The sequence below is a fragment of the Dyella solisilvae genome (assembly GCF_003351225.1).
Taxonomy (GTDB): domain Bacteria; phylum Pseudomonadota; class Gammaproteobacteria; order Xanthomonadales; family Rhodanobacteraceae; genus Dyella; species Dyella solisilvae.
In genome coordinates this window covers 74,662-100,873 of the sequence record NZ_QQSY01000002.1, presented here as the reverse complement: position 1 = coordinate 100,873, position 26,212 = coordinate 74,662, and the positions used below count along the sequence as shown (strand labels likewise).

Below are 26,212 nucleotides of genomic sequence, written 5' to 3'. Positions count from 1 at the left end.
TCACGGCGGGCGATGGCACGGGACTCCCGCTTGCGGGGGAAAGAAGACCCCGGGATGTTCCCGGGGTCTCTTGGTGGTGCAGAACGATCAGTTGTGCTGATCGTCCTTGTGCTGGGCGCGATGGTCGTCGTGGTTGGCCTGCGGATGCGCCTGCTGACCGCCGTTCTGGGCCGGGTGTGGCTGGGCCTGAGGCTGAGGCGTGGGGTTGCCACGAGGAGGCTCGTAACCACGGGGCGGCTCGTAGCTGCGTTGCGGCGGCTGATAGCCACCTGCCGCCTGGGCTTCGCGCTGGGGCGGCACATAGCGTGACTCCTGCGGCGCCTGGCGAGGGCTGGCGTTTTCACGCTGGTAGCGCTGAGCGTTGTCCTCGCCGCCCTGGGACGGCTGTGCCCGTTCGAAGCGCGGTGTGCTGGGCAGGTTGCCGGGCTGCGGTTGCGCGCGGACCGCCCGGTCCTGCTCGGCGCTGGGGATGTAGCTGACGCCCGGGCGCGGCTGGTTGCCGGAGCCCGCACGGTCAGATGGCGCCGGGCGATCAGCGTAGGACTGCGGCCGGGCGTAGCGCGCCGAAGGCAGTTCGCCCTGACGCACGGCCGGCGGCTCGTTGTCCTGCGCCATCGGCTGGCGGACGCTGCCGCCATTGCGCATGTCGGGCTGGGCGCGCTCCATGGCCGGCATCTCGGTGCGCCCGGCCATGGCCGGGCGGCCGCCCCCGTTGGATGGGTCGAGCATGCGGACGTTGGTCGGTCCCTGAGTCGGGCGGGGAGCGCCAGCCGTGCGACCGGCATACGGCGCCATCGGCGCATTGCGTGCGACGACGTCACGCTGGAACCCGCCAGCCGGCAGGCTGCGTTCGCCCGCCGCGCGGGGCGGCGCGAAGCTGGTGTGCACGGGTTGCACGCCGGCGCCACGGGGCATCACCGGCGCGGCGGCGAAACGGCCGGGATCGAACGCCATCATGTGGTGCTGCGCGTTGCGCGCGGCCGCGAAATCCTGGCTGGACATGGCGGTAAAGGCATGCGGCGCTTCGCGGTTGAAGTACCGCTCGTTCGGCATCGGCCGGCCATCGCGGAAGTAGCCGTAATGGTTGTTGATGTTGTTGATCACCAGGTTGCGGTCGTTTCGCGCGTAGATGTTGGCGACGTTGACGCTGGTGTAGTAGTTGCGGCTGGCGTGGTACCAGGGGTTGTAAACCTCGCCCGGGCCGAGCGGGAACCAGCCCACTGGGCCGCCGCCGACACCCACCGACACGCCGATGCCGGCACCGCCCACGAAGGCGACCAGGGCCGGCGCATACACCGGACGCACGCCCACCGGTCCGGGAACCCAGCCCCAGCGGTTACCCACATAGGCCCAGCGGCCGTAGTGATACGGCGCAAAGCCCCAAGGCGAGTCATCCACCCAGGTCCAACCCCAGGGCGCGACATAGGCCCAGTGGCCATCGCGATACGGAGCCCAGCCCACGGCGACATCGGCCGGGTACCAGACCTGGCCATACTGGGGGTCGGACTGCCAGTTGCCGTAGTGGTCCAGGTCCTGGTAGCCCACCACCTCGTTCGAAACGTACTGGCCGGACTCCGAGCGCCCGTAGCGCTGGTCGCGGCTGTTGCACCAGGCGTCGAAGTCGTCGCCGCCGTCGATATCGCTGATGGTCACCTCGCCGAGCGAGGAATCGGCGAACTCGTAGCTGCGCCCGCCGGCGACCATGCGCTGTGCATTGGCCTCGCCGTAAACCGTGGCCCGGCCTTCGAAAGCGGTGACCCGGGTCGACTTGCCGTCCTCGCTGATGTCCACGCGATAGTTGCCCGGCTGATCCACCACCAGGGCGACCGTGGGCGTGTCGATCTCGTAGCTCTGGCCCTCGGCCAGGCCGCGGACCGACAGGTTGAGCGTGCCTTGGGTGAGCTCCACCTGGCTCAACTGGTCGTTGAGGCTGAGAAAGCCGAAGTTGGAATCGTCGGCGATGCGCAGCGTGCCCCCGCCCAGCTCCAGTTCGGCGCGCGCGTTCTGCCCGGTGGACAGACGATCGCCGGTGGTCAGCGGCCGGTTGAGGCTGGCGTCGCCCCAATCCTTCTCGCCCGCAGGCAGCAGGCCCACGTCGCCCTCGCGGTAGGACAGGCGCGCTACGCGCGAGGGCGGGTCGCCAGCGGCGCCGCCGTCATCGGGCGGCGGCGGGGTTTGCGCCTGCACCAGGCAGCTGGCGCCGATCAGCAGGACGGCAGCCAGCCATCGCCAGCCTTTCGGCGATGTCGGGCAAGCAGGAAGCACACGCATCGAAAATCTCCAGAGCAAGGCGCGACGTCGTCGCGCGATCGAATCGTCCCCCGTGGTAACGCGCAGGCGCGTACGGGCGTCGACGGGCACATTATGCGGATGATCGGTCGCGCGGCTGCAAGAACCCGGCAGGTCGGTTGCCGCTGACGATTCAGCGCGCCGCCATGTCCGGTTTATCCCGTGTTGGGCTGGCCAGCGGTTCCAAATGCCGCCGGTCCCGGGTTACCATCGCCGGGCGCTGCGGGTGTAGCTCAATGGTAGAGCTGTAGCTTCCCAAGCTACTGACGAGGGTTCGATTCCCTTCACCCGCTCCACACTAGAGTCAGTCTCCCAAGCTCCCGACCCCACCGAGCTCCTTTCACGTAACCCTGCGGCGTGCGCTGATAATGGCGGATGTGATCACCCTCGGCTGGCGGGAGCGTCTGGCGTTGCCGTTGCTCGGCATCCCCCGGCTCAAGGCCAAGCTCGACACCGGAGCGCGCAGCAGTTCGCTGCACGTGGACGCTCTGGAAAGCTTCGAGCGCGATGGCGAGACGTGGTTGCGGTTCGCTGTGAATGTCGGCAGCCGGCACCGCGTCGGAGTGGCCTGCGAAGCGCCAGCGCTGGACCGGCGCGCAGTCACCGACACCGGGGGGCGGCGGACCCTGCGCTGGTTCATCCGTACCGAGGTGCAGCTCGCGGGCGAGTGTTTTCCGGTCGACATCAATCTGACCGATCGGCGACATATGCTGTTTCCCATGCTGCTGGGCCGCACTGCGCTGCTCGGCCGTTTCGCGGTCGATCCCGCGCTTTCCTATACGCAGCCGCGATCGTTGCCGATCGTGTCGACGGGTGTTCCATGAAGATTGCCATCCTCTCCCGCAACACCCGCCTGTATTCCACCCAGCGCCTGGTCGACGTGGCGCGCGAGCGTGGTCATGTGGTGCGCGTGCTCGATCCGTTGCGCTGCTACGTGCGCATCGCGCCCGGCAACATGTCCATCCGCTACAAGGGCAAGGCGCTGCACGGGATCGATGCGGTGATTCCTCGCATTGGCGTCACCAGCACGTTTTACGGCACTGCGGTGCTGCGCCAGCTGGAAATGATGGGGGTGTACACGCCCAACTCGTCGGACGCCGTGCTGCGCGCGCGCGACAAGTTGCGCTGCCTGCAGATCCTGTCGGCCAAGGGGCTGGACATGCCGGCCACCGTGTTCGGCGACAACCCCGACGATACGGCCGACGTGCTGGCCATGCTGGGCGACCCGCCCCACGTGATCAAACTCAACGAAGGCAGCCAGGGCACCGGCGTGGTGCTTGCGGAGAAAAAAAGCGCCTCGCAGAGCGTGATTGAGGCCTTCCGTGGCCTTTACGCCAATTTCCTGGTGCAGGAGTTCATCGGCGAGGCGAAGGGCAGCGACCTGCGCTGCTTCGTGGTCGGCAGGAAAGTGGTCGCCGCGATGCAGCGCGAGGCCAGTCCAGGCGAGTTCCGCGCGAATCTGCATCGCGGTGGCTCCGCCAGTGCGGCGACGCTGAGTGCGGAGGAGCGCCGGATTGCGGTGCAGGCCGCGGCGGCGCTGGGCCTGGGGGTTGCCGGCGTCGACATGCTGCGTTCCAAGCGCGGCCCGCTGATCCTCGAGGTGAACGCCTCGCCTGGTCTGGAGGGCATCGAGGCTGCGACCGGTGTGGACGTGGCGGCGGCCATCATCGGCTTGCTGGAAGCGGAGGCGGGCGGCGTCAGCGCCAAGGTGCATCGTCGCGCCCAGCGCGTGGTCTAGCGTTAACGCTTACGCAGTGCGCCCGCCGCGCTTTGCGTGGCGCTCCGTCAGCAGCACGACGGCGAGACGCTCAGGCCTACTACCGAAGACACTTGGCTCTGCTCGTTCCCCCCGCATAGGATCGGCCCTTCCTGTGGGATGCATCCCGAGGGGGGATGCCGCAGGTTGGGAGGAGGCATGAAGCAAAGACTCTGGCTGCCGATCGTGGCGGCGATGGTGATTCTGGTGCAGGTGGCGGCCGTGCAAGCCAAGGAGGCCAAGCCCGATGTCAAGGCAAATACCAAGGACGAGTTCGCCGCTGTGGCCGATCACGTCCGCCAGCAGATGGCGCCCGGGGGGCGATTCGAGTCCGTAGGCAAGGGCGATCAGGACACCGTCAATCGCGATCTCAGCGACATGCAAGGCCTGTACGACAAGTTCGGCACGGTCGACGCAATGGACCAGGCGTCCAAGGTGCAGCTCTACAACCACCAGTCCGAGGTGAACGCGATCCTCACGCACAACGACGCCGACCGCGAGATCTGCGAGCAAGTCCAGCCAATGGGCTCCCACATTCCCAAGACGGTGTGCAAGACCAAGCGTCAGCTGCAGGAGGAAGAGGGCATGACGCAGCGCTACCTGCAGGATTCCAAGCAACAACAGAACCCGGTCGGCGGGCACTGAAGTTAACATCGGCGTGAGTACAGGTTAACTACTCTGTAACCGCAGCGCCCCTATAAAAGCCCCACTGCAATTTGCTTGGCACTTCAACCGCAAGGTCTGGTGACAGCAGATTTCGGTATCGGGGCAGTAGCTTGGGCCCAGGCGAACGACGTCAAGTCGACCCGCCTGGGCTTTTTTCTTGCCTGTTCCCGGCCGCCCTCCAGCTCGGCCCCCGCCGGGCTCCTTTTCCCCCGTGCTGGCTTGTTAATTGTTAAGCTTGAGCCCTCGGCCGGCCCCTATGCCGGCTGCGTATGGAGGACGCATGCGCGTACTGGTGATCGAAGACAACAGCGATATCGCGACCAACATCGGCGATTATCTGGAAGACCGCGGCCATGTGGTCGACTTTGCCGGGGATGGCGTCACTGGCCTGCATCTGGCCGTGGTGCATGACTTCGACGTCATCGTGCTCGACCTGACCTTGCCAGGCATGGACGGTCTGGACGTCGCACGCAAGCTGCGCCACGAGGCGCACAAGCAGACGCCTATCCTCATGCTGACCGCGCGCGACGCGTTGGAACAGAAGCTCACCGGCTTCGAATCCGGCGCCGACGACTACATGACCAAGCCGTTCGCGCTGCAGGAGCTGGCGGCGCGTCTGGAAGTGCTGGCCCGTCGCGGCAAGGGTCCGCAGAGCCGCGTGCTGAAGGTGGGCGATCTCACCTACAACCTGGACACGCTCACGGTGACTCGCGAGGGCAAGTCGATCCAGCTCAACCCGATCGGCCTGAAACTATTGCAGGCGCTGATGGAAGCCAGCCCTTCGGTGGTGACCCGCCAGGACCTGGAACAGCGCGTGTGGGGCGAGGAACTGCCCGACAGCGATTCGCTGCGCGTGCACATCCACGGTCTGCGCGCCGCGATCGACAAGCCGTTCGAAAAGCCGCTGATCCACACGCGGCACGGCATCGGATATCGGATGGTCGAACCGGATGCAGTCCAGGCGTAAGCTCAGGTTCCGCCTGGTCGTCTCCTTCGCGCTGTTCGGCTTTGGCCTCAGCGCGTTGTTTGCGCTGGCCGCGCTGAATATCCGCACCCGCGTCGAGGATCAGCTGGTCAATTCCAGCCTGATGGACGATGCGCGCTGGGCCAATCAGCAGGCGCATGATCACCCCGGCGCGCCCAGCGGCTCGCGGTTGCTCACCGGCACGGTGCTGAGCGACCGCACGCTCTACAAGGCGCCGCTGTCGTGGCAGAACTTGTCCACCGGCGTGCATGACATCTACGAAACCGATGGCGATGGCCAGCGCCATCACTACAAGCTGGCGGTGTTCCGCGAGAACGGCATCATCAGCTTCCTGCGCTACGACGTGACGCGCGAGGAACTGGGGAAGCAGCAGCTGCTTTTCAGCGTGATCGGCGCGGTGTTCCTGTTTGGCCTGCTGTCGCTGGTGCTTGGCTTGTGGCTTTCGCGCAAGGTGCTCAAGCCGGTGAGCGAGCTGGCGCGCCGCCTGCGCGACTTCCGCAAGAACGGCAAGGCCGAGCCGCTGGCGCCGCATTTTGCCGACGACGAGGTGGGCGAGCTGGCGCTGGCGCTGGACGAGTACTCCTCGCGCCTGACCGCCATGGTCGAACGCGACCGCGAGTTCAATTCCGACGTCAGCCACGAGCTGCGCACGCCGCTGGCGGTCATCGCCAGCACCACCGAGCTGCTGCAAGGTTCGCCTGACCTCACCGACAAGTTGCGCGAACGCCTCAAGCGTATCGAGCGTTCCTCCCGCCAGGCCACCGAGCTGATCGAGGCGCTGCTGTTGCTGTCGCGCGCGGAGCGTCGTGGACCCACGCGTGGCGAAACCACCGATGTGGCGAAGGTCGCGAGCGACGTGATCGAGAGTCAGCGTCCCCAGATGCGCGACAAACCGCTCGACATCGAGCTGGTGGTCAAGCAGGGGGTGAGCGTGAATGCGCCAGCCTCGGTGCTGGCGGTGGCGCTGACCAACCTGATCGGCAACGCGATCAAGTACACGCTGGAGGGCATGGTCACGGTCGAGGTGCGCGGCGACCGCATCGAGGTGATCGATACGGGTCCCGGCATCAAGCCGGAGGACGCCGAGCGGCTGTTCCAGCGCGGTGTGCGTGGTGAGGGCGCCGGTGGAAGCGGCGCCGGCCTGGGCTTGGCCATCGTGCGCCGCCTGTGCGACCTCTACGGCTGGGAAGTGTCGATGCGCCCGCGTTCCGAAACCAACGGGGCGATCGCCAGCCTCGTGTTTTCCTGATCGCGGCTGCGCGGCGGCAGGAGCGCACTCTGTGCGCTCCTGCCGGAACCAAAGCGACTTACAGCGGTTCCAGCCAGCCCCACTGGTCGTTGGTCTTGCCGTTGAACAGGCCGAAGAACAGCTCCTGCAGGCGACGGGTGACGCGACCGGCCTTGCCGCTGCCGATTTTCTTGCCGTCCACCGAGCGGATCGGGGTGATTTCCGCGGCGGTACCGCACATCAGCAGTTCGTCGCACAGGTACAGGTACTCGCGCGGGATGTCTCGCTCGATCACCTCGATGCCATCCTCGCGGGCCAGCGTCTTGAGCGTGTCACGGGTGATGCCGGTGAGGATGGAGGCGCTGGCCGGGGTCGTGTGCAGCACGCCATCGAAGACCAGGAACAGGTTCTCGCCGGCGCCCTCGCTGAGCAGGCCGCTGGAGGCCATGGCGATGCCTTCGCCGAAGCCCAGGCGGCGCGCTTCGCGCGCGATCAGCTGGCCGGAAAGGTAATTGCCGCCTGCCTTCGCGCCGGCCGGAATCGTGTTGGGCGCAAAGCGCTGCCAGCTCGACACGCACGCGTCGATGCCGTTCTCGAGAGCCTCGGGGCCAAGGTAGGGACCCATCGGCCACGCGGCGACGGCGACGTCGATCGGCGTCTCGGCGGACAGGCCAAAGCCACCCAGGCCACGGTAGGCGACCGGACGCAGGTACGCGGCGTTGAGGCCGTTCTTGCGCACCACCTCGCGGCACGCGGCGGCCAGCTCGTCCTGCGTGTAGGGCAGGGCCATGTCGTAGATCTTGGCCGACTGGTACAGCCGCTTGAGGTGGTCGGTGAGGCGGAAGATCGCCGCGCCATCTGGCGTCGCGTAGCTGCGGATGCCTTCGAACACCGAGGATCCGTAATGCAGCGCGTGGGCCATGACGTGCGTGGTCGCTTCGGGCCAGGGCTTGATCACGCCGTTCTGCCAGATCCAGTCGGGGTACTGCTGCGCCATGTCGATGCTCCAGGGACAAAATCGCCACATGATAACCCGGTGGCGGTGTGTTAGCCGGATCCCCGAAGCCACAGGCAGCCGGAGCGCCTCACCACACTGAATCGGGTTTCGCGCGCCACGCCGCTGCCATCTTCCGCGGCGGTGCGAACCACCAGTTGGCGTTCCCCGCTGGTGTTGGGCGGCGGCGACGCGACGGGGGCATCGGGGAGGCGGGTGAGGTCGCTTGAACTGGGCGGGGCTGGCGCCGGCTCCACGTCGTCGTCGACATCCAGCAGCGGATGCTGCATCAGTCCTCCGAGCGAGCGGATGTCGGCTACCACCGCATTGCGGCCATAGCCGCTCCACAGCATCAGGCCCGCCAGGCGGTTCGGGTCACGGCTGGCGAAGGCATCCAGCACACCCTGGCGCAGGTCGGCGACGGTAGTGGAACACGAAACTGGAGGCGGTGAAGCCGAGGCCTCCGTTGCTGCAGGTGGAGCCGGCGCTTCGCGCGGGTCGGCCACGGGGGTGGCTTGCAGCGCGGCACAGGGCTGGTCGGTGAACACCGGATGGCCGTCGGCGCTGACGCAGCGATGGATGACGTCCTGGGCCCGCACGCCCATCGGCAACAGAAGCAGCAGCGCCAACCCGTACCTGATCATCGGGCGAGCTTACGCCCGCCCGTGTGCCTTAACCGTGCAGCCGGTCCAGAATCGCCCGGGTCGCCCGCGCACGGTTCAAGGTGTAGAAGTGCAGGCCCGGCGCGCCGCCGTCGAGCAACCGGCGGCACAACTGCGCGACCACATCGGCGCCCAGCTCGCGGATCGAAGCGGCGTCGTCGCCGTGGGCCTGCATCCGCTTGCTGATCCAGCGCGGGATCTCCGCGCCGCACGCATCGGAGAAGCGCTTGAGCTGGAAGTAATTGGAGATCGGCATGATGCCCGGCACGATCGGCACCGCCACGCCCATCCGCCGCACGTCCTCGACGAAGCGGAAATACGCGTCGGCGTTGAAGAAGTACTGGGTGATGGCGCCGTTGGCGCCGGCATCCACCTTGGCCTTGAAATGGCGCAGGTCGGCCAGCGCATCGTCGGCCTGTGGATGGATCTCCGGATACGCCGCCACTTCGATATGGAAGTGGTCGCCGGAGTGCTCGCGGATGAAGCGCACCAGCTCAGCGGCATAACGGAAGTCGCCAGGGGTGGCCATGCCCGAAGGCAGGTCGCCGCGCAGCGCGACGATCCGGCGGTAGCCGGCGGCGCGGTAGCTATCCAGCAGCTCGGCCAGCTCGGCGCGAGTGCCGCCGACGCAGGACAGATGGGGCGCCACATCCAGGCCGTGCTCGCTATGCAGCCGGGCGACGGTTTCGCCGGTGTAGCTCAGCGTTGAGCCGCCAGCGCCGAACGTCACCGACACGTACTCGGGTCCGAGCGACTTGAGCAGGCCGGCCGCCTGGTCGAGCTGCAGCCGCTGTTCCTCGGTCTTGGGCGGAAAGAACTCAAAGCTGATGGAGGGCATTGCGCGGGTCCTGGGGTAGCGGTGATCCGATTATATATATCTCTTCCTCGCGATAAAGAGATATTTGCTGGGGCCGCGTGTGCCAGGGGCTACCGCAGAGCTACCTCAGACCTGATCTGCGACAAATCGCACCCGGCTGGGCTTGATGTGGATCAAAAGTACAAATCTGAACGACCGCCAGACTCCCCCGCGTTCAATCCAGCCTAGGAGCGGGCCTCATGGTGGGCATCGAGGGGAGTTACAACGACAAGGTCGTCCGGCAATTTGCCGTCATGACTGTGGTTTGGGGCGTGGTCGGCATGCTGGTCGGCGTGATCATCGCCGCGCAGCTGTACTGGCCGGGCCTTGATTTTGATGTGCCGTGGCTCAGCTATGGCCGGCTGCGTCCGCTGCATACCAATGCGGTGATCTTCGCGTTCGGCGGTTCGGCGCTGTTCGCCACCAGCCTCTATACGGTGCAACGCACCTGCCACGTCCGGCTGTTGTCGGACAAGTTGGCGTCGTTTGTGTTCTGGGGATGGCAACTGGTCATCGTCGCCGCTGCAATCACCCTGCCCATGGGCCTGACCCAGGGCAAGGAGTACGCCGAACTCGAATGGCCGATCGATATCCTGATCACCATCGTATGGGTCGCGTACGCGGTGCTGTTCTTCGGCACCATCGCCAAGCGCAAGGTGAAGCACATCTACGTGGCCAACTGGTTCTATGGCGCGTACATCATCACCATCGCGCTGTTGCACGTGGTCAACAACCTCGCCATGCCGGCGGGCTGGTTCAAGTCCTACTCGGTCTACTCCGGCGCTGTCGACGCGATGGTGCAGTGGTGGTACGGCCACAACGCCGTGGGCTTCTTCCTGACCACCGCCTTCCTCGGCATGATGTACTACTTCGTGCCCAAGCAGGCCGGTCGCCCGATCTATTCCTATCGCCTGTCGATCGTGCACTTCTGGGCGCTGATCGCCGTCTACATGTGGGCCGGTCCGCACCACCTGCAATACACCGCACTGCCTGACTGGGCGCAGTCGCTGGGCATGGTGTTCTCGCTGGTGCTGCTGGCGCCGTCGTGGGGCGGCGCGATCAACGGCATCCTCACCCTGTCGGGCGTCTGGTACAAGCTGCGCACCGATCCGATCCTGAAGTTCCTCGTCGTCTCGCTCTCGTTCTACATGATGAGCACGTTCGAGGGGCCGATGATGTCGATCAAGACGGTCAACTCGCTCAGTCACTACACCGATTGGGGCATCGGCCACGTGCATTCGGGCGCCATCGGCTGGGTCGCGATGATTTCGATCGGTTCGATCTACGCGATGCTGCCGCGCGTGCTCGGCCTGTCGAAGATGTACTCGACGCGCCTGATCGATACGCACTTCTGGCTGCACACCGTTGGCGTGGTCGTCTACATCGCTTCGATGTGGATCGCGGGCGTCACCCAGGGCCTGATGTGGCGCGCCACCGACCCGGAGACCGGCACCCTGGTCTATTCGTTCGTCGAGGCGCTCAACGCGACCAAGCCGTATTACCTGTTCCGTCTCGGCGGCGGGCTGATCGTGCTGTCCGGCATGTTTGTCATGGGCTGGAACGTGTTCAAGACCTTCCGCCTCGCGGAAGCGAGCACGGCTCCGCTGGCGGTGATGCCGCCCGATGCCGCCGACGCCCGTGCCTGAAGGAACAGACATGAGCCAAACACACGCAAAGATTGAAAAGAACATCGGCCTGATGGCCATCCTGGTCGCCGTCGCGGTGTCCTTTGGCGGACTGGCCGAAATCGTGCCGCTGATGTTCCAGGCCGAGACCATCAAACCGCTGCCGGGCATCAAGCCGTATCCCGCGCTGGAGCTGGCGGGGCGCGACGTCTACCTCCGTGAGGGCTGCTACGGCTGCCATTCGCAGATGATTCGCACGCTCCGCTTCGAGACTGAGCGCTACGGCCACTATTCGCTGGCTGGCGAGTCGGTCTACGACCATCCGTTCCAGTGGGGCAGCAAGCGCACCGGGCCGGATCTGGCTCGCGTCGGCCTGCGCGGTTATTCGGACGACTGGCATCGCGCGCACCTGAACAATCCGCGCGATGTCGTGCCCGAGTCGAACATGCCGGCCTATCCGTGGTTGGCCAAGGCCAAGCTGGATGGCGCGGAGGTGGCGCAGCACATGCGTGCGCTGAAGCGTATCGGTGATCCGTACAGCGACGCCGACATCGCCGGCGCCGCGGCGGCGGTCGAAGGAAAGACCGAGCTGGACGCCGTGGTCGCCTACCTGCAGGCGCTGGGCACCCATGTGTCGCAGGCCGACATGCAAGTGGCAGAGGGAGCGGAGTGACATGGTGCCTGGCTTGATAACCGCGATTTTGCTGCTGTTGTTCGTAGGGAGCTGCATCTGGTTGTGGCGCCCGGACAACAAGCCCGCGCTGGACGCCGCCGCGCAGATGCCCCTCGAAGACGACAAGGAGGAAACGCCATGACTTCCGGATGGACCTGGTACGTGGTGGCGCTGGCGGTGCTAAACCTGATCGGCTGCGCCTGGTTGCTCAAGGGCAACACCCGGCGCGGACCGAACGATCCCAAGCCCGACGAAACCGGGCATGTGTGGGACGGCGACATCACCGAGTACAACAAGCCACTGCCGAAGTGGTGGATCAACCTTTTCTATCTGACCATCGCTTTTGCAGGTGGCTATCTGGTCTGGTACGGCGTGGGCAGCCTGAAGGGCTACGGCCACTGGAGTTCCAAGTCCGAGTGGGCGATGGAATCGGCGGCCGAAGATGCGCGCATCGATGACACGCTGAAGTTGTACGCCGGCAAGCCGATCGACGTGCTGGCCAAGGATCCGGCCGCGGTATCCATGGGGCGCGCCATCTTCATCAATCGCTGCGCGGCCTGCCACGGTTCCAGCGGGCACGGCGCCACGGGCTTCCCGGACCTGACCGACGACATCTGGCATTGGGGCGGTACGCCCAGCCGTATCCTGGAAACCATCCAGGACGGTCGTCACGCGGTGATGCCGTCGTGGGCCACCACACTGACGGCCCAGGGCGGCGCCACTGCAGTGGATGACACCATCGCCTATGTGCTCTCGTTGTCCCGCCCGGGCCAGCCGCAGGATGCGGTGGAGCGTGGCGGCAAACTGTTCACCGGCATTTGCTCCGCGTGCCACGGACCGCAGGGCAAGGGCAACCAGATGATGGGCGCCCCCGACCTCACCGACAGCTACTGGTTGTACGGCAGCAGCCAGGCGTCCTTGCACAAGACCCTGAACGAGGGGCGGCAGGGCGCGATGCCGGCATGGAAGCCCGTACTGGGTGATATCCGCACGAGACTGGTTGGCGCCTACGTGTGGACGTTGTCGCCGCACAAGGAGCCGCCGCCGGCCGGCGCGGTCATTGCCGAGTAATGACCGCGCGTTCCAGCAAGCCTCCGGAACAGGAGCCGACGCCTGCCTCGCAGCGCGTCGGCGCCATTCTCTGGCCGAGCTTCTTCGTCGCCGGGGTCATCACGACAGCGTTCTTCACCATCGTGGATCCCGAGCGGCTGAGGGAAATAACCTTCCCGTCGCTGCGCCTGAGTCGCGAATTGGGTTATTCCCTCGGCTTCTTCCTGTTCTGGCTGGCGACGGCCTCGTCCAGCCTCTTCACCTGGATCCTGCTTCGACCTTCCTGCCGGGTGAAGCGCGGATTCCACTCGGGTAACGCCCCATGAGTCGTCGCATCCCGCTGCACGTCATCGACGACAGCAGCTCCTATTACGTGAGCGAGCGCAAGGTCTATCCGCGCGACGTGTCCGGGCGCTTCAACCGATGGCGAGTGGCCGCCATGGTCTGGCTGCTCGGCATGTTCTACCTGTTTCCCTGGATGCACTGGAACGGACGGCAGGCGGTACTGCTGGACTTGCCTGCGCGCAAGTTCCATGTGTTCGGCTGGATGTTCCTTCCCCAGGATTTCCTGTTCCTCTCCACGTTGCTGATCATTGCCGCGCTGGCGCTGTTCTTCTTCACCGCGCTGGCAGGCCGACTGTTCTGCGGCTACGCCTGTCCGCAGACGGTGTGGACCGAGGTTTCGCTGTGGATCGAGCGCTGGTGCGAGGGTGACCGCAACAAGCGCATGAAGCTCGATGCCGGCCCATGGAGCCGCGAGAAGATCCTGCGCAAGGGTGGGCGCCACCTGCTCTGGGCGGTGTTCTCTTTATGGACGGGCTTCACCTTTGTGGGCTTCTTCAGTCCGATCGTGGACCTGGCGCAACGCGCGCCTTTCGGCTGGGGCGGTTGGGAGACCTTCTGGGTCCTGTTCTATGGCTTCGCCACCTGGGGCAACGCCGGATTCCTGCGCCAGCAGGTCTGCAAGTACATGTGTCCTTACGCGCGCTTCCAGAGTGCGATGTTCGACCGCAACACGTTGATCATCGCCTATGACCCGATGCGCGGCGAGCCGCGTGGACCACGCAAGCGTGGTCTCGCCAGTGTCCTGGAGCGGGCACGCGGCCTGCTCGATCAGATCACGGCCTACGACTATGTGTTCCGCGCCAGCCAGCATCCGTCTGCGGCCGACAACCGCGCGCAAGCAGGCGGGACCATCGCGCTGGCCGGCGCCGGCGCCAGCGCCGAACCGTTGCCCAAGTTCAGCCTGGAGCAGCTGGGCGATTGCGTCGACTGCACCATCTGTGTGCAGGTGTGTCCCACCGGCATCGACATTCGCAACGGCCTGCAATACGAATGCATTGCCTGTGGCGCCTGCATCGACGCGTGCGACGAGGTGATGGGCAAGCTCGGCTACCCACATGGGCTCATTCGCTACACCACGCAGAATCACCTCGATGGCAAGCCTACTCGCGTCCTGCGGACGCGTATTTTCGTCTACGGTGGTCTGCTGCTCGTCCTCATGGGTGGCTGGCTCTATGGCGTCACCCACCGAACGCCATTGCTCGCCGAGGTGCTGCGCGATCGCAACGCCATGTATAGCCAGGCTGCCGACGGCCGTATCGAGAACAGCTACACCATCAAGCTCGTCAACAAGGACCAGGCGCCACATCGCTTCGTCCTCGACATCAGCAGCGCCGATCTGCAGGACTTGAGCCTGCGCGGTGGCCCCAAGACCGTGCAGGCCGAGAGCGGCGAAGTGGTTTCCGTGCCAGTCACGGTCAGCGCTTCATCGGAGGTGACAGGACGTCATGAAGTGAAATTCCGCGTGCGTGGGGTCGACGAGGATGCCGACACCACGATCAACAGCAGCTTCTTTGGACCACTGCCATGAATCGAACATCTGGTGCCTGGCGCGAACCCACGGTGTGGATGCTCGTGGGCTTGCCACTGGCCTCTGTAGCGATCGGCTTTGCCTTGCTGTTCGCGGCGGTCCATCCGGGCCGGGAGGATGACGAAACGGTTGGCAAGGTAACGCGGGTCGGCAAGCTGCTGGTTTCGGCCGAAGCGAGCGAGCTGGCCACGACAGTGTCGACGCAGGGGCTCGTGTTGCGCACCAAGGGCGACATGATCGAGGCCCTGCCGATGGACGGAGACTTCCCCCGCGGTGGCAAATTGATCCTTACGCTTGCGTCTGCCGATCCCTCGGTCGCTGGGCGCACGTTTCAGCTGACGCCGAGCGAGCTTGGCTGGCGTGGGGTCGGGTCGCTGGATGGCGACCACGATTGGACAGTGCAGCTCGCGCCGGATAACGCGACGTGGTTGTTGCAGGGACGCTGGACCACCAAGGCTCACTCCATCCGCCTGATGCCGTAATCGTGGATTGCGCGGTCGATCTCCTCGGCGGGGCGGCATCTACGACCTGTCATCACTGTGGCGAGCGGTTGCCGCCGGGGCCGCTTCGGCTGAACGTGGATGGCGCGACCCAGTCGTTTTGCTGTACTGGCTGTGCGGCGGCCGCCCAGTGGATCCGATCGGCGGAGCTGGGTGACTACTACAGCTTGCGTAGCGCCGCAGGGGCGCGCGTCGACGTTGACCTTCCCGACCTGACAGGATGGGACCGCGAGGATCTCCTGGCCGAGCACGCCTTCCCGGTGGCGGGTGGTCTTGAAATCACCTTGCTGACCGATGGCATGCGCTGCGCCGCCTGCGCCTGGCTGATCGATCGCGCACTGCAGCGCGAGCACGGAGTGTTCGACGCCGGCGCCAACGCGGTAACCGGGCGCGTGCGCATAGGCTGGGACCCTTCACAAATACGCCTGTCCCAGTTGCTGCAGCGTCTGGCCATGCTCGGCTACCGCCCGTACCTCGCTGGTGGCGCTGTCCATGAGCGCGAGCGTCTGCAGGAACGACGGCGCTGGCTCCTGCGCCTGGGCATCGCGGGACTTGGCGCGATGCAGACGATGATGCTGTCCGAGGCGCTGTTCCTGGACTTTCATCACCACATGGCGTGGTCCACGCGCGACTTCTTCCGCTGGGTGACTTTCCTGGTGTGCACGCCGGTGGTGTTCTACGCGGGCTGGCCGTTTCTGGCCGGTTGCTGGCGCGAGCTGAAGCAGCGGTATCTGGGCATGGACACGCTGGTGGCTAGTTCCACCTTGCTGGCATACCTGGCCAGCATGGTGGAAACCCTGCGCGGCGGGGCCCATGTCTGGTACGACGCCGCGGCGATGTTCGTGTTCCTGCTGCTGGGCGCGCGTGTGCTGGAACAGCGTGCGCGGGGTATCGCCAGCTCGCAGGTGGATGCCCTTGCGCGTGCGCGACCAAGCCTGGCGGTGCGCGAACGCGCCGACGGCACGCGCGAGTCTGTGCCACTGACTTCGTTGCAGGTGGGCGACGTGGTCTGTGTGGCGGTAGGCGAAACGGCGCCGGCCGATGGCGCCTTGCACGATGCACACGCGGTGTTCGAAGAGGCTTTGCTGACCGGCGAATCGCGTCCCGTCGACAAGTCTGCCGGGGAACCCGTATATGCGGGCACGATCTGCCGCGAGACGCCGGCGCGCATCGGCATCACCCAAGTCGGAAGCGGCACGCGTTTGTCGCAGCTGACCCGCTTGGTGGAGCAGGCGCAGGCACATCGGCCGCCGATCGCGCGGCTGGCCGATCGCGTTGGCAGCTTGTTCGTGGCTGCGTTGCTGGCCGCTGCTGTGTTGATCTACGTGGGGTGGCGCTGGTACGACCCATCGCGGGCGTTCGAGGTGACGCTGTCGCTGCTGGTGATCAGCTGTCCGTGTGCGCTGTCGCTGGCCGTGCCGGCGGCATTGGCCGCCACCCATGGCGCGCTCGCGCGCATGGGCGTGCTGTCGCTACGGCCGGACGGCCTCGAAGGTCTGGCAAAGGCGACGGACGTGGTGTTCGACAAAACCGGCACGCTGACCCAAGTGCAGCCGACGCTGGTTGACGTACAGACGTTCGCGGGGATGAATCCCGACGAGGCGATTGCAATTGCGGCGGCGCTCGAGCGCGATAGCCGGCATCCGATAGCGGCGGCCTTCGCAGCGGTGGCGGTAACGCACCACGCGACTGGCATCCGGCTGCATGAAGGCCAGGGACTCCGCGGGCGCGTAGCTGAGGCAACCTGGTATCTGGGGCACGCCCGCTTCGCCGCCGATCGCCCGGACGACGGCCAGCTGTGGCTGGGCGACGGCCATCAGGCGTTCGCACGCTTCATGCTGCAGGAACGTCTGCGCCCCGAAGCGCGCGAGGCGGCCCAGGCCTTGCGGCAACTCGGGCTTCGGATTCACGTGGCGAGCGGGGACGGTGAGTCGGCAGTGCAACGGCTGGCGAGCCGGCTGCCGGTAGAGCAGGCGCACGCGCGGCAAACGTCCGAGGACAAGCTCGCGCTCGTGCGCGGTCTGCAGGAGAAGGGAAGCGTCGTCGCCATGGTCGGTGACGGCCTCAACGATGCTCCAGTGCTCGCCGGCGCCGACGTGTCGATCGCGATGGGTGAGGGCGCGGCTCTGGCCCAGCGTGCGGCGGACATGGTGCTGACCGCCCCATCCCTGATGCGCATCCCCGCCGCGGTGGAGTTGGCGCGCCGCACGCAACGCATCATCCGGCAGAACTTCGCTTGGGCGGTCGGCTACAACCTGCTGGCGCTGCCACTGGCCATCACCGGGCAGGTGACGCCTGCGCTGGCCGCGCTGGGCATGGCGGTGTCATCGCTGATTGTGACCACGAACGCGTTGCGCCTCATGCGCCTCAAGGCATCGAAGGTCTCCTCATGATCATCCTGCTGATGCTGATTCCCTTGAGCCTGATGTTGCTGGCGCTGGCTATCGGCGCGTTCGTGTGGGCTGTACGCAAGGGGCAGTTCGACGACATGGAGACGCCGGCGCTGGACATCCTGCGCGACGACCCTGTTGATCGCCGCGCAGCGAAGGATCGCGACCATGCAGGTTGACGTGCTGGCGCTCTCGGCGGTCCTGCTAACCGGCCTGCTCGGCGGTGTGCATTGCGCCGCGATGTGCGGCGGCATCGCCACCGGGTTCTCGATGTGGTCGCCACGCGCCGGCTGGGGCGCCGCCCTGCAGCTCAACCTCGGGCGCGTTGGCGGTTATGTGTTGGCCGGCGCGATCGTCGGTGGCATTGGCGGCGGCGTGCTGCACTTCTTGGAACTGCCGGGTCTGGCGGTGACGATGCGGGCACTGGTGGGTATGGTGCTGGTGGTCGTGGCCTTGCGACTGCTTGACCATCGCGGCCGGCTGGCCTGGATCGCGCGGCCGGGCGCGCGCGTATGGCGTTGGCTGCAACCGCTGCAGCGACGATTGCTGCCTGCCAATACGCCATGGCGTCGGTTGGCCGCGGGGATGCTCTGGGGCTGGCTGCCCTGTGGCCTGAGCACCACGGTCCTCGCGGCCGCATGGCTGCAGGCCAGCGCCTGGCATGGCGCGTTGACCATGGCGGTGTTTGGGTCGGGAACCTTGCCGGTGATGTTGCCGCTCACGTGGTCGGGGGCGCGGATGGGGCGGTGGTTGCAGCAGCCAGGACCGCGGCGCGGAGCGGCGCTGCTGGTGCTGGGGGCAGGCGTGCTAACTCTTGCAGCGCCGTGGCTGATGCACTGGCCGGTGATGCATGGGTTGTTGGGGATGATGGGGTGTGGGCCGGTGGCTCGGTAAACGGAATGTGCGATATTTGATTCCAGCACCCGGTGGAAAATCAGATAGGAAGGCTGTCGCGAGCACCCAGCCCTCACCACCGTAAAGGTGGCAATGCCCCACCCCTCTCCCCGAAGGGGAGAGGGAGCCAAGAGCCGTGCAGCGTGAGGCGTCGGGCTCCTTGCTTTAAGTCCTAAGTACGACGACGCCCCGCGGTGTAGCTGCTGTCCATGAGGTAGCACGTGACGAATCCGGCTCGCGGCTGTCATAAGGGCTTGTAGGCAATGCAGCGCTGCGCCCCTTCTCCGCTACGGCGCGTTGCGGAGTAGCCGCTGTCCTTGAGGTACCACGAAGCCGATCCGGCTGGCCTTGGTCGGCCAGGCTTATATCCGGCATATCGCTACGAGCCTGTCAGGCCGTTTCTTTGGGCATTGCCACCTTTACGGTGGTTACTTTTCTTTGGGCCAGCAAAGAAAAGTGACTCGAGCGCCGGCAAGCGACATTGCCACCTTCACGGTGGTCGAAGCGCCCGCCGCGTAGGCGGCACGCTGGCGGGAACGCCATGCACAGAACCAAGAGCCAAAGTCACTGGATCCCAGCTTTCGCTGGGATGACGGGCGTGGGCGCGTAAGGCAGGAATGGCCTTGAGGGAGGCCCTTTGGGCGTTCTGCGCACATTGTGTTTCGTTTTGCTTTCGCAAAGATCGTGGTTATGAGGCGTGAGGCAGAAATGCCTTTCGGTGCCCCTGTGGGCGTTCGCCGCGATCCACGCACCATCCGGCTTACCAGGAATGAAGCGTAGGAAGGTGTGCGGAAACCTGCGTTGCTCACTGTGCTCGCCCGGCTAGGGGCTTGCCTGGAGGCCCAAAGAAAAAGGGCCGCCCGAAGGCGACCCCTTTTGCATCGGCTCGATAGCCTTTGCTCAGTAGCGGTAATGATCCGGCTTGTACGGACCATCGACCGGCACGCCGATATAGGCGGCCTGGTCGGCGGTGAGGCGGGTCAGCTTCACGCCGATCTGCTCCAGGTGCAGGCGCGCCACTTCCTCATCCAGCTTCTTCGACAGGCGGTAGACCTTCTTGTCGTAGAAGTCCTTGTTCGCCCACAGGTCGAGCTGGGCCAGCGTCTGGTTGGAGAAGCTGTTAGACATCACGAAGCTCGGGTGGCCGTGGGCGCAGCCCAGGTTCACGAGGCGGCCTTCGGCCAGCATGTAGATGCTGTGGCTGGTCTTCTCGAACGTGTAGCGATCCACCTGCGGCTTGATGGTCTCGCGCGTCACGCCCTTGGCGGCGTTGAGGCGGTCCATCTGGATCTCGTTGTCGAAGTGGCCGATGTTGCACACCAGCGCGTTGTTCTTCATCGCCGCCATGTGCTCGAGCGTGATGATGTCCTTGTTGCCGGTGGTGGTGACGTAGATGTCGGCGATGCCGAGGGTGTCTTCCACGGTGGTGACCTGGAAGCCTTCCATCGCAGCCTGCAGGGCGTTGATCGGGTCGATCTCGGTGACGATCACGCGAGCGCCGAAGCCCTTCAGCGAATGGGCGCAGCCCTTGCCCACGTCACCGTAGCCGCACACCACGGCGACCTTGCCGGCGACCATCAGGTCGGTGGCGCGCTTGATGCCGTCGGCCAGCGACTCGCGGCAGCCGTAGAGGTTGTCGAACTTCGACTTGGTGACCGAGTCGTTGACGTTGATCGCCGGCACCAGCAGCTTGCCGCTCTCGGCGAGCTGGTAGAGGCGGTGCACGCCGGTGGTGGTTTCCTCGGAGACGCCCTTCCACTCGGCCGCCACCTTCTTGAACCAGCCCGGACGCTCGGACGCCGTGCGCTTGACCAGGTCCTTGATGACCTGCTCTTCGTGGTTGCCGCTGGGGGTGTTGACCCAGTCGCTGCCGTCTTCCAGCTCCACGCCCTTGTGGATGAACAGGGTCGCGTCGCCGCCGTCGTCCACGATCAGCTGCGGACCGAGCTCACCCGGATGGGTCAGCATGTCCAGCGTGCATTCCCAGTACTCCTCCAGCGTCTCGCCCTTCCAGGCGAACACCGGCAGGCCGCCGGCGGCCATGGCCGCGGCGACGTCGTCCTGGGTGGAGAAGATGTTGCAGGAAGCCCAGCGCACCGAGGCGCCCAACTCGCGCAGGGTCTCGGCCAGCACGGCGGTTTCCTTGGTGCAATGCAGGGAGCCCGACAGGCGCACGCCCTTGAGCGGCTTGTCCTGGGCGTAGCGGGCGCGGATCTGCATCAGGCCCGGCATTTCCTCTTCCGCCATGCGGATGCGGCGGCGGCCGAGGTCGGCCAGCGAGATGTCGCGGACCTTGTAGTCCTGCTGGGCGGAATCTTTGGTAACTGCGTTCATGGCTTAGCTCCGGCTGTTGCGACCTGAAGGCCGCATCGTGGTCCGGGCGCCGTTACAGAAAGAATCCGTCGAGCCTGGCCAAAAGAGCGGGGACGGCACAAGGCATGTGCGGTCGCGTCAGCTCGCCGGTCGCAGCGCCCCTCGACGGAGCCTTCAAGTATAGCGTCAGGCGGTGGCCGTTTTGTTCGAGGGCGGGCGGGGGTGGCCCGTGCACGGACAGCGTTGGCTCAGTGGGCGCGAGACGCTGCGCGCCAGGAAGTTCGGGTATGCCGTGCGGCCGAGCGGCGGCGCCAACGGGCGGCGCGGATGATGCTCCCGCTCGTCCCGTGCCTGTGATCCCGACCTTTGGTTGGATCGTGAGCAAAGGTTACAAGTGATCCGAATGAGTCGACGCGAAGGACGACGGGTTCCTGCTCCCGCAGGGATCGCGGCGCCTGAAGGCCGATTGATTTGTGGCAGTGCACAAAACGTGTTCGCTTCGGTTAGTCTTGGACGTCCAGACATCCGAAACGTGGCATTGATGAACCAGCACCGCAGTCCTGAGTTCGCTCCGCACGACGCGCCCCTGCGCGAAGACGTCCGCCGCCTCGGCGCCCAGGTCGGCAACATGCTGGCCGAGCAGATCTCCCCCGCGTTTCTCAAGGAAGTCGAGCGCATCCGCATGGCGGCGATCGAACGGCGCGAGGAAGACGCGCCCCTGGACCTGCTGGCGGGCCTGCTCACCGGGCTGGACACGGGACATGCCGAGTCGCTGGCGCGTGCGTTCGCCGCGTATTTCCAGGTCGTGAACGTCGCCGAGCGCGTTCATCGCATCCGCCGTCGTCGCGACTACCAGCGCGAGGGCGGGGCGCCGCAGCCGGAGTCCTTGCTCGACGTGCTGATGCGGCTGAAGGCGCAGGGCGTTGAAGCCGGCGAGTTGCTGGAATGGCTGGAACGGTTGCAAGTGGAACCGGTTTTCACGGCGCACCCGACCGAGGCGGTGCGCCGCTCGCTGCTGGAGAAGGAACAATCCATCGTGCGCGCGCTGGTCGACAACTTCGACCCCACGCGCACGCCGCAGGAGCGCAAGGAGGACGATGACCGCATCTTCATGGCTCTGAGCGCCGGCTGGCAGACGGCCGAAGCCTCGCCGATCAGCCCGAGCGTGCAGGACGAACATCACCACGTCGGCTTCTACCTCGCCAACCCGATCTACCGCATCGTGCCGGCCTTGTACGAGTCGCTCGCCGATGCGCTGCAGACGGTGTACGGCGTCGCCGTGCCGATTCCGCGCGTGCTGAGCTTCGCCACCTGGGTGGGCGGCGACATGGATGGCAATCCCAATGTGGGCGCGGCGACCATCGCGGCGAGCCTGGCGACCCAGCGCGCGCACGTGCTGGAGCACTACATCGAGGACATCGCCGGTCTGGCTCGACTGCTCAGCCAGACGGAGGATCGGGTCGACGTCGACAGCGCGCTGGCGACCCGCCTGTTCGACTACCGCGTGCGCTTCCCCGAGGCGGCGGCCAAGGTTCGCCCGCGCCATGCGGACATGCCGTACCGCAGCCTGCTCACCGTCATCGCTGCGCGCCTGGAAGCTACCCATGACGACGATCATCCGGAGGGTTACACCTCGGTGGCGGAGCTGCTGGACGACCTGCATCTGGTCGCGGCCAGCCTGATCGACCATCGCGGCCTGCATGCCGGCGCCTATGCGGTGCGCCGCCTGATCTGGCGCGTGCGCACCTTCGGCTTTCACCTGGCGCGCCTCGATGTGCGGCAGGATTCGCGCGTGCACGACGATGCCCTGGCCGCGCTGCTGGGCGACGCCGAATGGGCCGCCCGCGACGTGGCTGAGAAGGCGACTCTCCTGCGTCCCCTGGCCGGTGGCGACGAGGCGCCGACGCAGAGCGAGGATGCGGCGGTGGTCGCGTTGCGCGACGTGTTCGCCACGCTGCGTGACGCGCGTGGACGTTATGGCGCCGAGGCGTTGGGTCTGTACATCATCAGCATGGCGCGCTCGGCCGCGGACGTGCTCGCCGTGCTGGCGCTGGCGCGCCATGGCGGGCTGGTGGAGGATGGTCGCGTGCCGCTGGATATCGCGCCGCTGTTTGAGACCGTCGACGACCTGGCCAACGCGCCGGCGACGCTGCGCGCCCTGCTCGACGATCCGGTGTATCGCGAGCACCTGGCGTCGCGTGGCGATCGCCAGTGGGTGATGCTCGGCTACTCCGACAGCGGCAAGGATGGCGGCACGCTGGCGTCGCGCTGGGGTTTGCAGCGCGCGCAGGTGGAGCTGCTCGAAGTAGCGGCGGAAGCGGACATCCAGCTGGCGTTCTTCCATGGCCGTGGTGGTTCCGCCAGCCGCGGCGGCGCGCGCATTGCGCCGGCGCTGATGTCCTCGCCACGCGGTTCCGTGGCCGGCGTGCTGCGTGTCACCGAGCAGGGCGAGGTGATCCACCGCAAGTACGGCATCCGCGCGTTGGCCCTGCGCAACCTGGAGCAGACGGTGGGCGCCGTGTTGCGCTCTTCGATGCGGCCGCGCACGCAGGAACCGCGTGAGGATGTGTGGCGCGAGCGCATGGGGCAACTGGCCGCGCGCAGTCGACAGCACTATCGCGCGTTCGTCGACCGCGACGGTTTCGTGGACTACTTCCGCACCGCCACGCCGATCGATGTGATCGAGCGCATGACCCTGGGCTCACGCCCCTCGCGGCGGCGAAGCATGCGTGGCGTGCAGGACCTGCGCGCGATTCCATGGGTGTTCGCCTGGACACAGTGCCGCTCGATCCTGCCGGGCTGGTACGGGCTGGGCACGGCGCTGGAATATGGCGCCAACGCGTTCGGCGAAGCCGAGATGATCGAGATGGCCCGCGACTGGCCGTTCTTCGCCAACATGCTGGACGACGTGGCGATGGTGCTGGCCAAGTGCGACCTGGGCATCGCCGAGGCATTCTCGCAACTGGCCGGCCCGCTGCACGAGCCGTTCTTCGGCCTGATCCGCGAGGAGTTCGAGCGCACCCGCGAGTGGCTGATGCGCCTGCGCCGCAGCGACAGCCTGCTGGAGCACGAACCGAAGCTGGCGCTGTCGATCGACCTGCGCAACCCCTACGTCGACCCGATGAGCCTGCTACAGGTGGACCTGCTCAAGCGCTGGCGGGCCGGCGGGGAGAACGACGAAGCGTTGCTGACAGCGCTGGTCGCCTGCGTCAACGGCGTGTCGCAGGGTTTGCAGAACACGGGTTGAGGCGAGTGGGTCGCGCACCCTGTGCGCGACCCATGCTGTCAACCATCCAGCTCTGACCACCGCGCATACGCGGCGTCGAGATCGCGCTGGAGCGCAGCCAGTGTTTCGTTGGCCTTGACCACCGCGGCGTTGTCCTGGCGGAAGAAGTCCGGGTCGTTCATCGCCTCGGTGCGCGTGGCGATGTCCGCTTCCAGCGCTTCGATGCGGCCCGGCAACTGCTCGAGCTCGCGGGCGTCCTTGTAGCTGAGCTTCTTCTTCGCTTCGACGACGGGCGCCGGGGCAAGGGAGGCAGCCACGGGCTTCGTTTCAGCAGACTTTGCCGTTGGGGCAGCAGGCGCGGGACGCTGGCGCAGCCAGTCGCTGTAACCGCCCACGTATTCACCGACCTTGCCACCGCCCTCGAGCACGAGGGTGCTGGACACCACGTTGTCGAGGAATTCGCGGTCATGCGAGACCAGCAGCAGGGTGCCCTGGTACTCGGTGAGCAGTTCTTCCAGCAGCTCCAGCGTCTCCACGTCGAGATCGTTGGTGGGTTCGTCCATCACCAGCAGGTTGGATGGCTGGGCGAACAGCTTGGCGAGCAGGAGTCGATTGCGTTCGCCACCGGACAGGCGCGTGATCGGCGCGCGGGCGCGTTCGGGCGAGAACAGGAAGTCCTGCAGGTAGCCGATGATGTGCTTGCGGCTGCCGTTGAGCTCGATGTACTCGCGGCCTTCGGCCACGTTGTCCAGCGCGTTGAGCTGGTCGTTGAGCTGCACGCGGTGCTGGTCGAAATAGGCGATCTGGATGCCGGTGCCCAGCGTGGCGTGTCCGCGCTCGGGCTTGAGCTCGCCGAGCATGATCTTCAGCAGCGTGCTCTTGCCGGCGCCGTTCGGGCCGATGATGCCCACGCGATCGCCGCGCATGATGGTGCTGCCGAGGTTGTCGATCAGCACGCGACCGCCGTAGCTCTGGTGCACGTGCTCGAGGTCGATCACCTTCTTGCCCGAGGCCTGCGCGTTGGCCAGCGTCATCTTCACGTTGCCAGACAGTTCGCGCCGCTGGGCGCGCTCCACGCGCAAGGCCTTCAGCGCGCGCACGCGGCCTTCGTTGCGGGTGCGGCGCGCCTTGATGCCCTGGCGGATCCACACTTCTTCCTGCGCCAGTTTCTTGTCAAACAGGGCATTGGCCTGGGCCTGGGCGTGCAGGCGTTCCTCGCGGCGGCGCAGGTAGTTGTCGTAGTCGCCGGGCCAGTCGGTGAGCTGGCCGCGATCGATCTCCACGATGCGTGTGGCAAGCGCACGAAGGAAGCTTCGATCGTGGGTGACGAACACGATGCTGCCTTCGAACTGGCGGAGGAAAGACTCCAGCCAGCCGATCGCCTCGATGTCCAGATGGTTGGTGGGCTCGTCGAGCAGCAACACGTCCGGCTTGCGCACCAGCGCCTGCGCCAGCAGTACGCGGCGCTTCATGCCGCCGGATAGCGCGGCGAAGTCGGTCTCGGCAGGCAGTTCCAGCCGTTCGATCACGTCGCTGACGCGGCGGTCGAGATCCCAGCCATGGCGCGCCTCGATCTGCGCCTGCACGTCGCCCAGCGCGTCGAGGTCGCCCTCGGCGAGCAGGTGGTGGTAGCGCGCCAGCAACTGGCCGAGGTCACCCAGGCCTTCGGCGACCACGTCGAATACGCTGCCGGCCGTGGCCTGCGGCACATCCTGCGCCATGCGCGCGACGACGATGCCGTTCTGCACGCGCACTTCGCCGTCATCGGCTTTGAGCTCCCCCGCGATCAGCTTCATCAGGGTGGATTTGCCCTCGCCATTGCGGCCCACGATGCAGACGCGCTCGTTGGCTTCGATGGAGAGGTCGACTTGTTGGAGCAGGAGCGGGCCGCCGATGCTGAAATCGACGCGCTGGAGTTGGATCAGGGACATACCCCCATTGTAGGCGAAGGGCGGATGTCGCCGGGGAGCCGTCGGCAGCTGTCAGGATTTCTTGAGCGCAAAAAGTTGTTGTTCTGACGGGAAAAAACACTTCCACCGTCAGCCTTTTGCGGGCAAACTCCAAGGCATCGTAGACACAACCTTCACGGTCAAATCGACGACAAACGGCGCCCTGGGCGCCGTTGCTGTTTTTATCGTCCATAGAAACATGGACTTAGGTTGGGTAATTCAAGTATTGTCTCTGCCGGTGACGGGTGCTTGCGTGTCGAGGTCGCGCAGCGCGTGTCAGGCG

General features: G+C 66.1%; 22 protein-coding genes, 1 tRNA gene and 1 riboswitch. Of the genes, 17 read left to right on the top strand and 6 right to left on the bottom strand.

Features of this window, described 5'->3' with window-relative positions; genetic code table 11:
* Nucleotides 1-87 precede the first annotated feature (87 nt).
* Nucleotides 88-2,271 carry a DUF6600 domain-containing protein gene (locus tag DVT68_RS07770; RefSeq protein ID WP_114824524.1) on the bottom strand — a complete coding sequence of 728 codons (2,184 nt, stop codon included), beginning with the start codon at nt 2,269-2,271 and terminating at the stop codon, nt 88-90.
* A 240-nt stretch (nt 2,272-2,511) separates the two neighbouring features.
* Between DVT68_RS07770 and DVT68_RS07765 the strand changes: the two genes are divergently transcribed.
* The 6 genes from DVT68_RS07765 to DVT68_RS07740 all read left to right on the top strand — a co-directional run bounded on the left by DVT68_RS07765 (nt 2,512) and on the right by DVT68_RS07740 (nt 6,945).
* Nucleotides 2,512-2,585, top strand: a tRNA-Gly gene (locus DVT68_RS07765).
* 72 nt (nt 2,586-2,657) lie between these two features.
* Nucleotides 2,658-3,113, top strand: a complete 456-nt coding sequence (locus tag DVT68_RS07760) for an ATP-dependent zinc protease family protein (protein WP_114824523.1) — start codon at nt 2,658-2,660, stop codon at nt 3,111-3,113.
* Nucleotides 3,110-4,027: a 30S ribosomal protein S6--L-glutamate ligase gene (gene rimK / locus DVT68_RS07755; protein WP_114824522.1), complete on the top strand. Its 918-nt coding sequence runs from the start codon at nt 3,110-3,112 to the stop codon at nt 4,025-4,027. Before DVT68_RS07760 ends, rimK begins: the two co-directional genes overlap by 4 nt.
* A 177-nt stretch (nt 4,028-4,204) precedes the next feature.
* A complete protein-coding gene (locus DVT68_RS07750; RefSeq protein WP_114824521.1) occupies nt 4,205-4,690 on the top strand; it encodes a hypothetical protein in 486 nt (161 codons plus the stop codon).
* Between the two features lie 301 nt (nt 4,691-4,991).
* Nucleotides 4,992-5,678: a response regulator transcription factor gene (locus DVT68_RS07745; protein WP_019466282.1), complete on the top strand. Its 687-nt coding sequence runs from the start codon at nt 4,992-4,994 to the stop codon at nt 5,676-5,678.
* The gene (locus DVT68_RS07740) at nt 5,662-6,945 is read left to right on the top strand and encodes a sensor histidine kinase (protein WP_114824520.1); all 1,284 of its coding nucleotides are present in this window, start codon (nt 5,662-5,664) and stop codon (nt 6,943-6,945) included. Before DVT68_RS07745 ends, DVT68_RS07740 begins: the two co-directional genes overlap by 17 nt.
* Before the next feature lie 58 nt (nt 6,946-7,003).
* On the opposite strand, the gene DVT68_RS07735 is transcribed toward DVT68_RS07740, so the two are convergent.
* Genes DVT68_RS07735 through metF form a run of 3 tightly spaced genes read right to left on the bottom strand, consistent with a single transcriptional unit; the run spans nt 7,004 to nt 9,418 of the window.
* A complete protein-coding gene (locus tag DVT68_RS07735; RefSeq protein WP_114824519.1) occupies nt 7,004-7,921 on the bottom strand; it encodes a branched-chain amino acid transaminase in 918 nt (305 codons plus the stop codon).
* Nucleotides 7,922-7,971: 50 nt separating this feature from the next.
* The gene (locus DVT68_RS07730) at nt 7,972-8,562 is read right to left on the bottom strand and encodes a DUF4124 domain-containing protein (RefSeq protein ID WP_114824518.1); all 591 of its coding nucleotides are present in this window, start codon (nt 8,560-8,562) and stop codon (nt 7,972-7,974) included.
* Nucleotides 8,563-8,590: 28 nt separating this feature from the next.
* On the bottom strand, nt 8,591-9,418 hold the full coding sequence (metF, locus tag DVT68_RS07725) for a methylenetetrahydrofolate reductase [NAD(P)H] (protein WP_114824517.1): 828 nt from the start codon (nt 9,416-9,418) through the stop codon (nt 8,591-8,593).
* 218 nt (nt 9,419-9,636) lie between these two features.
* Here metF and ccoN point away from each other — a divergent pair, with 218 nt between their 5' ends.
* The 10 genes from ccoN to DVT68_RS07675 are packed head-to-tail and all read left to right on the top strand — an operon-like array spanning nt 9,637 to nt 18,441.
* Complete coding sequence (ccoN, locus tag DVT68_RS07720) at nt 9,637-11,082, top strand: cytochrome-c oxidase, cbb3-type subunit I (protein ID WP_114824516.1); 1,446 nt, start codon at nt 9,637-9,639, stop codon at nt 11,080-11,082.
* Nucleotides 11,083-11,092: 10 nt separating this feature from the next.
* Entirely contained in the window at nt 11,093-11,734 is a 642-nt protein-coding gene (ccoO, locus tag DVT68_RS07715; protein WP_114824515.1) for a cytochrome-c oxidase, cbb3-type subunit II, read from the top strand.
* Between the two features lie 4 nt (nt 11,735-11,738).
* Entirely contained in the window at nt 11,739-11,876 is a 138-nt protein-coding gene (locus DVT68_RS07710) for a cbb3-type cytochrome oxidase subunit 3 (protein WP_233523393.1), read from the top strand.
* Nucleotides 11,873-12,805: a cytochrome-c oxidase, cbb3-type subunit III gene (gene ccoP / locus DVT68_RS07705; RefSeq protein WP_114824513.1), complete on the top strand. Its 933-nt coding sequence runs from the start codon at nt 11,873-11,875 to the stop codon at nt 12,803-12,805. Before DVT68_RS07710 ends, ccoP begins: the two co-directional genes overlap by 4 nt.
* Nucleotides 12,805-13,110, top strand: coding sequence for a hypothetical protein (locus tag DVT68_RS07700; protein ID WP_114824512.1), 306 nt, complete (start codon nt 12,805-12,807; stop codon nt 13,108-13,110). Before ccoP ends, DVT68_RS07700 begins: the two co-directional genes overlap by 1 nt.
* A complete protein-coding gene (locus DVT68_RS07695; protein WP_114824511.1) occupies nt 13,107-14,657 on the top strand; it encodes a 4Fe-4S dicluster domain-containing protein in 1,551 nt (516 codons plus the stop codon). Before DVT68_RS07700 ends, DVT68_RS07695 begins: the two co-directional genes overlap by 4 nt.
* On the top strand, nt 14,654-15,139 hold the full coding sequence (locus DVT68_RS07690; RefSeq protein WP_147281683.1) for a hypothetical protein: 486 nt from the start codon (nt 14,654-14,656) through the stop codon (nt 15,137-15,139). Before DVT68_RS07695 ends, DVT68_RS07690 begins: the two co-directional genes overlap by 4 nt.
* Nucleotides 15,140-15,141: 2 nt before the next feature.
* Entirely contained in the window at nt 15,142-17,550 is a 2,409-nt protein-coding gene (locus DVT68_RS07685; RefSeq protein ID WP_114824509.1) for a heavy metal translocating P-type ATPase, read from the top strand.
* Nucleotides 17,547-17,726, top strand: coding sequence for a cbb3-type cytochrome oxidase assembly protein CcoS (ccoS, locus tag DVT68_RS07680; RefSeq protein WP_114824508.1), 180 nt, complete (start codon nt 17,547-17,549; stop codon nt 17,724-17,726). Before DVT68_RS07685 ends, ccoS begins: the two co-directional genes overlap by 4 nt.
* Complete coding sequence (locus tag DVT68_RS07675) at nt 17,716-18,441, top strand: sulfite exporter TauE/SafE family protein (protein ID WP_114824507.1); 726 nt, start codon at nt 17,716-17,718, stop codon at nt 18,439-18,441. Before ccoS ends, DVT68_RS07675 begins: the two co-directional genes overlap by 11 nt.
* A 900-nt stretch (nt 18,442-19,341) precedes the next feature.
* Here DVT68_RS07675 and ahcY read toward each other — a convergent pair.
* Nucleotides 19,342-20,775 carry an adenosylhomocysteinase gene (gene ahcY / locus DVT68_RS07670; protein WP_114824506.1) on the bottom strand — a complete coding sequence of 478 codons (1,434 nt, stop codon included), beginning with the start codon at nt 20,773-20,775 and terminating at the stop codon, nt 19,342-19,344.
* A gap of 37 nt (nt 20,776-20,812) precedes the next feature.
* A riboswitch (S-adenosyl-L-homocysteine riboswitch) is annotated at nt 20,813-20,924 on the bottom strand.
* A gap of 371 nt (nt 20,925-21,295) precedes the next feature.
* On the opposite strand from ahcY, the gene ppc reads away from it, so the two are divergent.
* Nucleotides 21,296-24,001, top strand: coding sequence for a phosphoenolpyruvate carboxylase (gene ppc, locus DVT68_RS07665; protein WP_114824505.1), 2,706 nt, complete (start codon nt 21,296-21,298; stop codon nt 23,999-24,001).
* A gap of 38 nt (nt 24,002-24,039) precedes the next feature.
* Here ppc and DVT68_RS07660 read toward each other — a convergent pair whose 3' ends face one another.
* Nucleotides 24,040-25,911, bottom strand: a complete 1,872-nt coding sequence (locus tag DVT68_RS07660) for an ATP-binding cassette domain-containing protein (RefSeq protein WP_114824504.1) — start codon at nt 25,909-25,911, stop codon at nt 24,040-24,042.
* Between the last annotated feature and the right edge of the window lie 301 nt (nt 25,912-26,212).

What these genes read in the sequence shown, in the direction of transcription:
- DVT68_RS07770 (WP_114824524.1), bottom strand. Translation starts at nt 2,271, where the DNA reads ATGCGTGTGCTTCCTGCTTGCCCGACATCGCCGAAAGGCTGGCGATGG.
- DVT68_RS07760 (WP_114824523.1), top strand. Translation starts at nt 2,658, where the DNA reads ATGGCGGATGTGATCACCCTCGGCTGGCGGGAGCGTCTGGCGTTGCCG.
- rimK (WP_114824522.1), top strand. Translation starts at nt 3,110, where the DNA reads ATGAAGATTGCCATCCTCTCCCGCAACACCCGCCTGTATTCCACCCAG.
- DVT68_RS07750 (WP_114824521.1), top strand. Translation starts at nt 4,205, where the DNA reads ATGAAGCAAAGACTCTGGCTGCCGATCGTGGCGGCGATGGTGATTCTG.
- DVT68_RS07745 (WP_019466282.1), top strand. Translation starts at nt 4,992, where the DNA reads ATGCGCGTACTGGTGATCGAAGACAACAGCGATATCGCGACCAACATC.
- DVT68_RS07740 (WP_114824520.1), top strand. Translation starts at nt 5,662, where the DNA reads ATGCAGTCCAGGCGTAAGCTCAGGTTCCGCCTGGTCGTCTCCTTCGCG.
- DVT68_RS07735 (WP_114824519.1), bottom strand. Translation starts at nt 7,921, where the DNA reads ATGGCGCAGCAGTACCCCGACTGGATCTGGCAGAACGGCGTGATCAAG.
- DVT68_RS07730 (WP_114824518.1), bottom strand. Translation starts at nt 8,562, where the DNA reads ATGATCAGGTACGGGTTGGCGCTGCTGCTTCTGTTGCCGATGGGCGTG.
- metF (WP_114824517.1), bottom strand. Translation starts at nt 9,418, where the DNA reads ATGCCCTCCATCAGCTTTGAGTTCTTTCCGCCCAAGACCGAGGAACAG.
- ccoN (WP_114824516.1), top strand. Translation starts at nt 9,637, where the DNA reads ATGGTGGGCATCGAGGGGAGTTACAACGACAAGGTCGTCCGGCAATTT.
- ccoO (WP_114824515.1), top strand. Translation starts at nt 11,093, where the DNA reads ATGAGCCAAACACACGCAAAGATTGAAAAGAACATCGGCCTGATGGCC.
- ccoP (WP_114824513.1), top strand. Translation starts at nt 11,873, where the DNA reads ATGACTTCCGGATGGACCTGGTACGTGGTGGCGCTGGCGGTGCTAAAC.
- DVT68_RS07700 (WP_114824512.1), top strand. Translation starts at nt 12,805, where the DNA reads ATGACCGCGCGTTCCAGCAAGCCTCCGGAACAGGAGCCGACGCCTGCC.
- DVT68_RS07695 (WP_114824511.1), top strand. Translation starts at nt 13,107, where the DNA reads ATGAGTCGTCGCATCCCGCTGCACGTCATCGACGACAGCAGCTCCTAT.
- DVT68_RS07690 (WP_147281683.1), top strand. Translation starts at nt 14,654, where the DNA reads ATGAATCGAACATCTGGTGCCTGGCGCGAACCCACGGTGTGGATGCTC.
- ccoS (WP_114824508.1), top strand. Translation starts at nt 17,547, where the DNA reads ATGATCATCCTGCTGATGCTGATTCCCTTGAGCCTGATGTTGCTGGCG.
- DVT68_RS07675 (WP_114824507.1), top strand. Translation starts at nt 17,716, where the DNA reads ATGCAGGTTGACGTGCTGGCGCTCTCGGCGGTCCTGCTAACCGGCCTG.
- ahcY (WP_114824506.1), bottom strand. Translation starts at nt 20,775, where the DNA reads ATGAACGCAGTTACCAAAGATTCCGCCCAGCAGGACTACAAGGTCCGC.
- ppc (WP_114824505.1), top strand. Translation starts at nt 21,296, where the DNA reads ATGAACCAGCACCGCAGTCCTGAGTTCGCTCCGCACGACGCGCCCCTG.
- DVT68_RS07660 (WP_114824504.1), bottom strand. Translation starts at nt 25,911, where the DNA reads ATGTCCCTGATCCAACTCCAGCGCGTCGATTTCAGCATCGGCGGCCCG.